Genomic DNA, 11,824 nt, shown 5'->3' on the forward strand with positions numbered 1-11,824 from the left:
TTACACCATCTCGCGGATCTTGGCCGCGATCTTCTTCTCGTCGGGAATCAGCGGGAACTCCAGCGCGGGGCTGAAGGGCAGGGGCACGTCGGCGGTGCCCATCCGCTGGATGGGGGCGTCCAGATCATAGAACACGTCGGGCATGATCCGGGAGGCGATCTCGCCGGTGATGCCGAAGCTGAGGTGGCCCTCGTCTACGATCAGCAGCTTGCCCGTCTTTTTCACCGACCTGATGATTGTCTCGGTGTCCAGGGGCACGATGGTGCGCAGGTCGATCAGCTCGGCGCTGATGCCCTCCTTCTGTAGCTGCCGGACCGCCTTCTCCGCCTTGATGGTCATCATGGAGTTGGTGACCACGGTGATATCGGCGCCCTCCGTGACGATGCGGGCCCTGCCGAAGGGGATGCACACATCCTCCTCCACCTCCGGGACATCGTTGAACTTGGTGGTGTAGAGCATCTTGTGCTCAAAGAACATAACGGGGTCGTTGTCCCGGATGGCGGTCTTGAGCAACCCCTTGCACTCGCCGGCGGTGGAGGGGACCACCACCTTGACGCCGGGGATGTGGGCGGCCCAGGCATGGATGGACTGGGAGTGCTGAGCCGCGGAGGAGCGTCCGCCACCCAGGGGCAGGCGCACCACCATGGGCACGTTGCACTGGCCGCCGGACATGTAAGTGATCTTGGCCATCTGGTTGAAGAGCTGGTCGCCGCAGACCATCATGAAGTCGGCGAACATCAGCTCCACCACCGGGCGCAGGCCGGTCAGGGCCGCGCCAACGCCCATGCCCACGAACCCCTGCTCAGAGATGGGGGTATCCTTTACACGCAGATCACCATACTTGTCCCGCAAACCCACGGTGCACTTGAAGTTGCCGCCGATGACGCCGATGTCCTCGCCCATCTGGAATACGGTATTATCCCGCGCCATCTCCTCGTCCAGGGCCTCCCGGATGGCGTCTCTCACCATCAATTCTCTCATGATCTGAACCTCCCTTATTATCAAACAGATGCGGCGATATCTACAAACACATCCTTGTAGGCCTCGGACACGTCGGGATAATCGCTCTCCTCGGCGAACTTACAGACCTGGGCGATCTCCTTCTCCACAGAGGCGCGGATCTCTTCAATCTCGCCGTCGCTCAGCAGTCCCTTCTCCTGCAGCACCACCAAGGGCTCGCGGGCCTTCCATGCGGCCAGCTCTTCAGGGGCGCGGTACTCGCCGGGGTCGCCCACGTGGTGGCCCTGCCAGCGGTAGGTCTTGCACTCGATGAGGGTGGGCCCCTCGCCCTTGCGGGCCCGCTCAACCGCCCTGGAGACGGCCTCGTACACCGCATAGACGTCGTTACCGTCCACAGCCTCGCCCGGAATCCCATAGCCCTCGGCCCGCTTATAGAGGTCATGCTCCTTTGTCACCCGGCGGATATCCACCGAAATGCCGAAGAGATTGTTCTCAATAATATAGACGATGGGCAGGTTCCAGGCAGCGGCCATGTTGATGGACTCATGGAAGGTCCCCTCGTTGGACGCGGAGTCACCGAAAAAGGCCAGGGTGACCTGCTCGGTGCCCCGGAGCTTGGCGGAGTAGGCCGCGCCAGTGGCGATGGGGATTTCGCCGCCCACAATGCCGTTGGCGCCCAGGATGCCCTTGTCCATGGCCATAATGTGCATGGAGCCGCCCTTGCCCTTGGAGTAGCCGGTCTTTTTTCCCAGGATCTCGGCCATCATCCGGTCCAGATCGGCGCCTCTGGCCACCAGGTGGCCGTGGCCGCGGTGGGTGGAGCCGATATAGTCGTCCTCACGCAGAGCGACACACGCCCCGGCGGCCACCGCCTCCTCCCCCAGATACAGGTGCGCCAGGCCTGGCATCAGGCCCCGCTTATAGAACTCAAAGACCTCCTCCTCGAAGCGGCGCATCCGGTACATTACGGTATAGAACTGCTTTGCCAGCTCCTTCGGTTCCTTTTTCGTGCTCATATATTTTACCTCCCAATGTCAGTTGATGACCCGTTCTCGTTCAGACAAAGTCAGCGCATCACCGTGCCGCCGTTGATATCCACGATCATGCCAGTGACATAGCGGCTGTCCTCGCTCGCCAGGAAGCCCACCACGTCGGCCACGTCTTCAGGGGTACCCAGGCGCCTCATGGGGACCATGTCGTCCCGATAACCGGCGTTGCGGGTCATCTCGGTCATGATGTAGCCGGGGGCCACCGCATTGACGGTCACCTGATAGGGCCCCATCTCCCCGGCCAGGGACTTTGTCATGCACCAGACCGCAGCTTTGCTGGCGGCGTAAATCGGCGAGGCGGCCAGGCCGCCCGTCTCGGCGGACTGGGAGGCCATATTGATGATCCGCCCGGCCTTTTTCTCCTTCATGGTGGGGATCACCGCCTTGCAGAAGAACACATCGCCCATGAAGTTGATGCCGAAGATTTTGTCCCAGTCGGCCTTGGTGTACTCCACAAAGGGCTTCTTCAGGGACAGGATGCCGGCGTTGTTGACCAGCACATCCACCGTACCGAACCGTTCCAGCACCTTTTGCACGGCGGTGTTGACCTGCTCCTCCTGAGAGACGTCGCACTGCACGGCCATGGTGTCCGCGCCATACTGCCCGGCCAGCTCCTCGGCGGCTGCGACGGCGGCCTCCTGGTTGATGTCCACAATGGCCACCCGCATTCCATCCTTCACCAGCCGCGCGGCGATGGCCTTGCCGATGCCCTGGGCTGCCCCGGTCACGATCGCTGCCTTGCTCATAAGCGCCATGAGAATCTCCTCCTTTTATCATTGCGCCCAGTCCCGCTCCCCCGGCCAGAGGGATTCCCCCGGCGATCCCCGCCCTTTAAGGCGGGGACAGGCAACCGGGACTGGAACGGTCTTAAAACAGCTCCTGATAGATCTTCAGCACCCGCGCCTCGTCCAGAGGGACGAAGTTGTTGGCCATCAGGCGGCCCTGCTCGGTGACCACGCTGTGGGCGAAGACGGGCAGATCCTCCCTGGTCACGCCGTACTCGCGGAGGGGCCGCTTGGGCAGGATCTGATCCAGCAGCTTCTCCAGCTCGTCATAGACCACGTCGGGCATACAGCCCAGCAGGTCGGCCAGATACTGGTTGAGGACTGCAATCTCCCCGTCCCGGCGGAGCTCCATGTAGTTCTTGAGCACCCCTGTAAACATGGCGTAGTTGCTCTCGCCGTGGGCCACATGATACTTGCCGCCCAGGGGATAGCTGGTGGCGTGGACGGCGGCGCAGCCGGCGGTGCCAAAGGCCAGGCCCGCATAGTTGGAGGCCAGCAGGAAGTCGTTGAGCAGAGAGAAGCGGCTCTCCGGCCCCTTCTTGGCGATGGTCTGATAGCCCCGAATGATCATCTCAATGGCCTTATAGCCAAAGAGCTTGGTGTAGGGGGTGGCCTTGGGGGACAGGGCGGACTCCACCGCGTGGACCAGGGCGTCGATGGAGCTGGCGGCGAACACCTTGAACGGCAGGCCCTCCAGCAGCTGGGGGATCAGCACCGCGTAGTCGGCGTACATGGCGGGGCTGACCAGGCCAAGCTTGGTTCCTATGCGGGTGCGGGCCATGATGGAGATATTGGTCACCTCGCTGCCCGTGCCGCAGGTGGTGGGGATGATGATCAGCTCCCGCTTCTTTTCCAGATCGGGGGCCTTGTCATAAAGGTCGTCCACCCCCTCGCCGTCAGAGACGGCCAGCACCTTGGCGATGTCGATCACCGTGCCGCCGCCGATGGCGATCACCCGCTTACATCTGGTCTTGGCCGCGTCGGCCAGGATCGCATCCACCATCACGTCGGTGGGCTCCCCGGCGCCATACTTCTCCTGGAAGATCACATGGCAGTTCAGGTTCTCCATACAGCCGAAGTAGGGCTCATAGATATAGGCGTTGCTGAGGATCAGGTCGTCTCTGTTGAGGCGGAACGCCTCGGCAAACTCTTTGCAGGTGTCGAAGCCGTACAGAGTCGGCTTCCAGATCATTTCCAGCATAGCAATGTTCCTTTCTCGATTTCAGAGCGTGATCGGATTTCTCCAGCCTCTCCGCCTGGTCACACCAGGCCGAAGAGCATATACAGGGCCACCGTCAGCACACAGCCCAGCGTCGTCAGGCCGATGTTAGTGACGAAGAAATAGGGATAGGTCTCCTTGGGGGTCTGGTCGGTGTAGATGTTGGCCGTCACATAGCCGCCGGAGTGGGGTAGGGAGTCCAGGCCGGCGCCCGCCCAGGTGATGGAGCGGTGGAGGATCTGCGGATCGATTCCCTGCGCCTGACACAGCTGCACATACTGGGGACCAAGGGCCGCCAGGAACACGGACAGGCCGCCGGAGCAGGAGCCGCAGGCCGCAGCCACGATGGCGGTGGCCACGCAGGCAGAGATCAGTGGGTTCATATCCAGGCTCAGTGCGAATTCCTTGACCAGCTCGAAGCCATGGGATCCCTGGACTACGCCGCCGAAGCCGGTGACCACGGCGGTGTTCATCAGGGCGATCAGGCTGTTGGTGGCCGTATCATTGACCGAATCGCGGAAGGCGTGGATCCGCTTGTGGAACAGGGCAAAGGCCAGCAGGCAGCCCAGGGCCAGGGACTGGATGACGATGTAGTTGGTGCTCCAGGTGACAGCGTCCTTCAGCACCTGCTGCATCACAAAGATATACAGCACCACGAATAAGATAGGAATGACAGCCAGACCGAAGGGCAGCATCCCGGTGCGGTCGGAGATATCGATGGCCTCCAGATCGTCTTTTCGTCCGGGGACGAAGCCGATGCCGGCCGCCTTCAACCGCTTGTCGTTCCACTCCAGCCATACCATGCTCAGAGCGAAGATGATGCAGGAAACAACGATACCGTTGAGGGGAGCAGCGTAGGCCGTGGTTCCCAGTACCTCAGTGGGCATGATATTCTGGATCTGTGGGCTGCCCGGCAGGCCCACCATGGTGAAGGAGGCACAGCCGGCGAACAGCGCCGCAGGGAACAGCCGCTTGGAGACGTTGCCCTCCTTGAACAGAACCAGAGCGATCGGGTACAGGGTGAACACCACCACGGCAAAGCTGACGCCGCCATAGGAGAGGACGGCAGAGGTGATAACCACAATCAGCAGGGCCCGCTTGCTGCCCATCAGATCCACGATTTTACAGGCGATGGATTTGGCCGCACCGCTGCTCCCCATCAGTGCGCCGAACAGCGTGCCCAGGAAAAACATCAGGAAGTAGTCGCCCGCATAGTTCTTCATAAAGGTTCCGTAGTGGGTGCTCAGCGCCTCCCAAAGGTCCATGCGGTTGGTGATGACGACAACCAGCGCGCCCACGATGGACGTGGGGATCATGCCCCAGCCTTTAAAGCCCATCATGATCAGGACTGCCAGCCCCAGGACCAGGCCCAGTATGGAGATAATGTCCATGATTCTCCTCCCTCTTTATTTGCAGACTTGTTTTAATCGTTTCGGGGTCACTGCGTCTCGATGATTACCTTGGTGTCCAGGCCGCGGGCGGCCTTCATGGCCTCAAAACCCGCCTGGACCTCCTCCAGTTTGATGCGGCGAGAGATGTATTTCTTCACGGAGATCCGGCCAGAGGCCATGGCGCTGATAACGGTCTTGAATTCATCGAAGTTGTGGCCCTTGCTGCCACGGAGGAGCACCTGCTTGAGCACCAGCCGCTCATAGTCCAGAGGGAACTGAGCATGGGGCAGGCCCACGGCGGTGGCCCGCATATAGAACTCCGGCTTGAGGGCGCGCAAGCCGGTGTTGAAGGCGCTGGGCACCCCCACGCAGTCAATCAGCAGGTCATAGCCGCCCCCCGAGATATCCAGCAGCTGCTGCTCCAGGTCGGGGGCGTCGGCAGCCACCACATGGTCAGCCACCTGATAGCCCCGGATGATCTCCCGCTTCTGGGGGTTGAGCTCTGAGACGGTGATCTCACTGGCGCCGAAGGTTCTGGCCCACTCCGCGCAGCTCATGCCAATGATCCCGCCGCCCAGGATGAGCACCCTGTCGTTGGGCTTCACCTGACTGACCTGGATGGCATGAAGGCCCACCGCGAAGGGCTCGGCCATGGCTCCCTCCTCGTTGGTCACATTATCCGGAAGCTTGACCAGACTGTGGGGGAACCAGGTGGTGTACTGGCTGTAAGCGCCGGGATGGCCCAGCTCGCCGCCCTTCCAGGTGAAGACCCTGCGGTTGGTGCAGTGGTCCCAGTCGCCAGCCAGGCATGCCTCACAGTGGCCGCAGGGCTCCTGACATACGTTTTGGGTGTACCCGGCCACCCGGTCGCCCGGCTTGAGGGCCCGGTTGGTGCCTGGGGCCACTACGACGCCTGAGTACTCGTGTCCGATGACCACCCCACGGTATCGCTCGCCCTCGTGCCAGTAAGAGGTATCCGTGCCACAGACGCCAACATGGGTCACCTGGAGCACCGCGCATCCATTGCTTTTCAGCTCTCCTTCCCGGATCTCGAACCGCTCGTTGCCGCTCAAAACGGCATACTTCATCGTGATCGCCTCCCATTCTTTCGATTTGTCCCCGTGGGTCCTGCTCCGCCAGCAAACGGGGACGGTCATCTGCGTACCGCACCCGGTCTTGTTTTTGATAAACACGCAAATGCCATGCCAACTCTTCCCCTCCGCAAACCCTTGAAAAACCAAGGCAAACCGGGACTTCTCTGCCCCAGTGCGCCACAGGAGTGTGCCACATATGTGACAAAAACTGTGACACAGCCGCACATGGCGCACAGTTGTGTCACAGTTTCATTTGTGTCATACGGTATATCAGATCCGATGCGAGCTGTAATCGATGTGATACCGTTGGAGCTTTCGATATAAAGTTCTTCGGCTGATGCCCAGCAAGCGGGCCGCCTCCATGACGTTCCCGTGGGTGCGGTGGAGCATGTCCTGGATCCGCGCCGCCTCGTCCTCCCCCTCGCCCCCAGAGGGGGACTCTCCCGCCGCCGCGGGCACAGCCGGCGAGGGCGCCGATCCCTGGAAGGCCCGGACCTCCGGCGGGAGCTCGGCGGCGGTGACCAGTTCCCCCTCGGCCAGGTAGACCGCCCGCTCCACGCTGTTCTCCAGTTGGCGCACGTTCCCCGGCCAGGGGTATGCCTCCATCATGGCCAGGGCCTCGGCCGTGAAGCCCTCCACCCTTCCTCCAGGACGAATGTCACTGTACTTGGCCAGGAAGAAGCCCGCCAACTGCCTCACGTCTCCCGTCCTCTCCCGCAGAGACGGGATATTGATCCGAAAGACATTGATCCGGTAAAACAAATCCTCCCGGAAGACTTTGCTGTCCACCAGCTGCTCCAAATCCCGGTTGGTGGCAGTTATCACCCGCACGTCGATTCTCAGCGCCTTGGAGGCCCCGATCCGGCGGACTTCTCGGTTTTGGAGCACCCGCAGCAGGGTGATCTGGACATCCACCGGCATATCCCCGATCTCGTCCAGGAAGATCGTCCCGCCGTTGGCCAGTTCGAACTTGCCCGCACAGCCGTCCCGCCGGGCCCCAGTGAAACTCCCGCCCTCATAGCCGAACAGCTCGGCCTCGATCAGGCTCTTGGGCAGTGCGCCGCAGTTGACTGCGATGAAGGGCCCCCGGCGACGGGAGCTGGCGTTATGTATGGCCTGGGCAAAGAGCTCCTTGCCCGTGCCGCTCTCTCCGGACAGGAAAACCGAGGCGTCGTTCTGGGCGGCGATCTTGGCCATGCGCACTGCCTCCCCCATGGCCGGAGAGATGCCGATGATGTCCTGGAATCTGAAATGGGCTTCGTTGCCCATAATGTTGTTGACCCGCTTGTGAAGGCTGGACAACTGCTCAATCTGCGCCACATACTCCTGGTGGCCGGTGCTCTCCACCGACAGGGAGATGGTGTGCTTGCCCTCTCCCCGCTCGAAGGAGATGGTGCGGTTGGATAGGGAGGTCTTGATATCCTCCGCCGTGACCGCCCCACATCCCAGCACCTCCAGAAAGTCAGCTCCGCTTAGCTCAGCCGGAGCGAGGGCCAGCTGCCGAGTGGCCTGTGTATTAAAGGCTACCACATGGAGGGACTCGTCCAGCAGACACATGGCCGTGGGCACCGTCTCGATGATAGCGGACAAGTTGCGGTAGCTCTTGGACAGCTGGTCGTAGGCATCTTTCAGCTTCAGTTGCCGAGAAATGGCATCTGCTGCGGCCACCACCATGCCCAGAGTGTGATCGTTCACATGCTCCGCCATGCCGGACAGGCAGACCACGCCGCCGATGTCTCCATCGGGCAGAAAGACCGATGCGCCGGAGCAAGCCCAGTTGGCATGTACCTCGTAGTAGTGCTCTGCCCCAAAGACTTGGAGGGGGATCCGGTCCACCAAGACCGTGCCGATCCCGTTGGTGCCCAGCCGGGATTCGCTGCGGCAGGCCCCCTTGACCAGCCCGTTCTCCCGGGCGGTCCGGGAGATGTCCTCGTCCCCCCGGGCGTAGAGGATATAGCCCTCCTCGTCACTGAATAGCAGCAGAAACTCCGAGCCCCGTATGAAATCGTACAGCCCATCCAGATAGGGGAAGGCCACCTGACACAGACTGTTCCGCCGGGCGATCCGCTCCTCCACGGCATCCAGTGGCAGGATCTCCTTATTCCCGTGCTCCATGGGCACATGGGACCCCCAGCAACGTTTCCACGACCGTAGGATCTCCGGCCGTACCGCCTCGTCCGGGATAGGAGTACCGCTGCGCAGGAAATTCTTTGCCTCTTGGATTAATCGTTGACTCGTCAAGATCGTAAACTCCTTTCTTGATGTCCCCACGGCCCCATATCCCAGGGTCCCGCTAAAATAATATTATTGTAGCAAGGTAACATATAAAAATCAATGACACTATCTTTATGTATAGCAAAATCGCTGGCGGAAAGGCTGGTGCCAAGTCGTAGTCGCCGACTTCTTGAAAAGCTGAGATGCGGAGGATCGTGATACCTGTTTCCCCCCCGCCGCCCCGTCCCCGAAAAGGTCATTTGCTCCAAATCATCGTCCCGGAAGAAGATGCCCTTCAGGTTGTTGAGGACAATCTGGATCGCCCGTTTAGATGTGTCCCATACCCGGGCGTTGTCACTCCCTTTTGCTGGGCAAGTGTTGACTGTACCTGCCCTGCCGGGTCCGGGCCGTATGTCTCCAGGGCGTAGATCACGGCCAGCTCCTGGCTCAACAACTGCGGGGACCTTGTATTTGTAGTGGAGCCGGTCGGCGTCCTTTTCGTACCACTCCCAAAACCATTTATTAAATTCCTCAAACGAGGTAATGACGGAACCGAAGCAGAGGCATTGCGGCGGCTGTAACCAACCTTCTTCTCTACATTGCCCTTTTCGTTGCCGGAAGCCGGATTGCAAAAATCAGCCCGGAAAATGCAGTGGAGCATAAATCGGGTAAAGCCCTCTGTCAGAACACGCTCACCGTCTTTCAATACCTGAGCAACAGCCGTGGTCATATTGTCAAAGCGCAGTCTGAGGGGAATACCCCCAATGTACTCAAAAATCCGCTTCATGCCTATCCGCAGGCACTCTTGGTTTTGGGGCTGGAATGCTTACGATACTCCGTAGTTAGATCTGGGGAAATTTGATATACTGGATTTGAGCCATTCGTAACGCCTTTCTGCTACCCCCCTTATGGTTATCCCACCTAAGAGGTAGCGTTTATTTCAGATGCTGACAATGGCTCATTTTAATTCGCCATTAGGGCGCTCACATTTTGGGTAGCCTTTGCTACAATTTTTATTTTGCCGAAAACACTTTTGGCCATAGGACCCGCCTGAGATACAGGCGGGCCCTATGGCGGTTTGACGTTTAAACAGTAAGGACAAATCAAAGCGGCAAGAAAAAACATGCGGCGCTCGGTTGAGCGCCGCATGTTTTCAGCCTTTTCTCCGCCTATGTTCTATTTCTCCATCCAGGCATATCATCCTACCTTTGACAAAAGGCAGCAAAGTCGATTCCAAGCAAGTATTATACCTCTACCATTCCATACTTGACCTTAATGCGGTCCAGCTTCTCCAGCATGGGCTCTGCCCCAAACCAGAGAAAAAGCCAAGTGGCAGCCGCCTGGATACAGTCGAAGGGGAGTCCGGAGATGTAGTAGGTCAGCAGGACCTTTTCATTGAGCTCTCCCACCCAGGTGAGGGCGGATGCCGGATTCATGATTCCGCCGTAGATCAGTATGGCGGCCAGCGCGCCAAACACGCATAGCGCGCCCCGGTTTCTGCGCAGGAGTCCCTTTCGGAACAGAAGGCCTGCCAGGAAGCCAATAATGCCCATGGCGAACATTTGCCAGGGAGTCAGCGGGCCCTGTCCAAAGAGCACATTGGAGGCCAGCATGGTCATTGCGCCCACTAGAAACCCCGTCTCTCCCCCGAAGGCAACACCAGCGACAATCGTTAACGCCATCACCGGCTTAAATTGCGGCAGCATGAAAAACGCCGCCCGTCCTGCAATGCCAATGGCACACAGGACCGCTATGATCACCAGTTCCCTGGCCTGCGGCTTTCTCCCCTCAAAGATCAGGAAAAACGGCAGCATACACTCCAACAGCACCATCAGAGAGATGAAATAGTATTTTTTATTCCCCAAATAGAACACTCCGATATATAGGGTCAGCGGGATTAGCAGTAAAATCAGCACGGCTGCCACAATGGTCCGCTTAGCCAGCTTCCGCTTGGCCCTGGGCACCTGGAGGACATAATCCTTCCGGTGGGACCGGCGCGTAATGCAGGCAGCAAACAGGAACAACGAGAGAATAAAGAGCGCATACAGAAACATTTGATGGTTTGCCAGCTCTGTCATACCGCCTGCGGTGATCAATTTGGTCAAATCTGTGATGTTCATGAAGGACAGGAACAGGAGGAAGGCCATAGCTCCTGTCAGCGCCGCGCCCAGCTTGCGCCACCAGGTCAGCGGTTTTGGTTTGGAGTACGCGCCGGCCTCCTCCGGCTCCGGGAGCGGCTCCCTGCGATCCGGGAGTTCCGGCACAGGCGGGAGCGTCCCGCCGCAGGCCAGTATGACGTCCTCCGCTGTCACTGCCTCCGGGAGCAGGCCACGGGCCATGCGGTTGGCCGAGGTCGTGTAGAAGCTGTTGCCGGAGAAAAAAGCCCGCGGCGGGGCCTCCGTGACGATGGAGCCGTCGAAAAACAGGGCGCAGCGGTGGGCATACCGGGCGCAGAACTCAATGTCGTGGCTGACCATGAGCAGGGCAACCTCCTGTCGCAGGAGTGTCTGCAAAATCTCAGCGAATGTCTGCTTAAATTCCGCGTCCAGCCCCTTGGTGGGCTCGTCCAGCAGCAGGATTTCCGGTCCCAGCAGGAGCACCTTTGCCAGAGCCGCCCGCTGCTGTTCGCCGCCGGACAGGTCGTAAGGGTGCCGGTCGAGCAGTTCCTCCAGACGGCACAACCGCACCGCCCAAGCGATCCGCTCCTCCTGCGCCTTTCTGGAGAAAGCCCGGCCCTTGAGAATCTCAATGAGGTCCTCCCGGACGGTTTTCTTCACAAAAAGCGCCTGGGGATTCTGCGGCAGCACACCTACCCTCCCAACCAGCTTTACCTCCCCCCGGTAAGGCTTCTGAAGTCCGGACAGCAGCTTCAGACTGGTGGTCTTTCCGGTGCCGTTGCCGCCCAGTAAGGCCAGGAACTCTCCTCGCCTCACCGTAAGGCTCAACCCTTTCACCACATCCGGCAGCTCTTTTTCGTACTTGAACCACAGCCCTTCCGCCGTGATGGCCGGCTCATCCGGATACACATGCCGGGACTCGGCGGGCAGTTCTCCCAGCGGATGGCCGTCAGCAAATCCGGTCAGCCAATCCCGGCCCTCCCGCACCGTGACCG

The 11,824-nt window shown here is 60.0% G+C and carries 9 protein-coding genes; all 9 read right to left on the reverse strand.

What is annotated here, in order from left to right; all coding sequences use genetic code 11:
* Positions 1 to 981 carry an alpha-ketoacid dehydrogenase subunit beta gene (locus HMPREF0372_RS14180; RefSeq protein WP_039997653.1) on the reverse strand — a complete coding sequence of 327 codons (981 nt, stop codon included), beginning with the start codon at positions 979 to 981 and terminating at the stop codon, positions 1 to 3.
* A gap of 20 nt (positions 982 to 1,001) precedes the next feature.
* Positions 1,002 to 1,976: a thiamine pyrophosphate-dependent dehydrogenase E1 component subunit alpha gene (locus tag HMPREF0372_RS14185; protein WP_007493877.1), complete on the reverse strand. Its 975-nt coding sequence runs from the start codon at positions 1,974 to 1,976 to the stop codon at positions 1,002 to 1,004.
* A 50-nt stretch (positions 1,977 to 2,026) separates the two neighbouring features.
* Positions 2,027 to 2,764, reverse strand: a complete 738-nt coding sequence (locus HMPREF0372_RS14190; RefSeq protein WP_007493879.1) for an SDR family NAD(P)-dependent oxidoreductase — start codon at positions 2,762 to 2,764, stop codon at positions 2,027 to 2,029.
* 112 nt (positions 2,765 to 2,876) lie between these two features.
* Positions 2,877 to 3,995, reverse strand: coding sequence for a 4-hydroxybutyrate dehydrogenase (locus HMPREF0372_RS14195; RefSeq protein WP_007493881.1), 1,119 nt, complete (start codon positions 3,993 to 3,995; stop codon positions 2,877 to 2,879).
* 59 nt (positions 3,996 to 4,054) lie between these two features.
* Positions 4,055 to 5,404 (reverse strand): GntP family permease, encoded by a 1,350-nt coding sequence (locus HMPREF0372_RS14200; protein ID WP_007493883.1) that lies wholly within the window; start codon positions 5,402 to 5,404, stop codon positions 4,055 to 4,057.
* A 47-nt stretch (positions 5,405 to 5,451) separates the two neighbouring features.
* Positions 5,452 to 6,492, reverse strand: a complete 1,041-nt coding sequence (locus HMPREF0372_RS14205) for a zinc-dependent alcohol dehydrogenase (RefSeq protein ID WP_155117039.1) — start codon at positions 6,490 to 6,492, stop codon at positions 5,452 to 5,454.
* A 276-nt stretch (positions 6,493 to 6,768) separates the two neighbouring features.
* A complete protein-coding gene (locus HMPREF0372_RS14210) occupies positions 6,769 to 8,613 on the reverse strand; it encodes a sigma-54-dependent Fis family transcriptional regulator (RefSeq protein WP_007493887.1) in 1,845 nt (614 codons plus the stop codon).
* A 394-nt stretch (positions 8,614 to 9,007) separates the two neighbouring features.
* Positions 9,008 to 9,499, reverse strand: coding sequence for a hypothetical protein (locus HMPREF0372_RS19850; RefSeq protein WP_155117040.1), 492 nt, complete (start codon positions 9,497 to 9,499; stop codon positions 9,008 to 9,010).
* A 457-nt stretch (positions 9,500 to 9,956) separates the two neighbouring features.
* On the reverse strand, positions 9,957 to 11,824 hold a 1,868-nt coding region (locus tag HMPREF0372_RS20800; protein ID WP_007493895.1), incomplete at its 5' end, for an ECF transporter S component.

This window comes from Flavonifractor plautii ATCC 29863 (assembly GCF_000239295.1).
Classification (GTDB): domain Bacteria; phylum Bacillota; class Clostridia; order Oscillospirales; family Oscillospiraceae; genus Flavonifractor; species Flavonifractor plautii.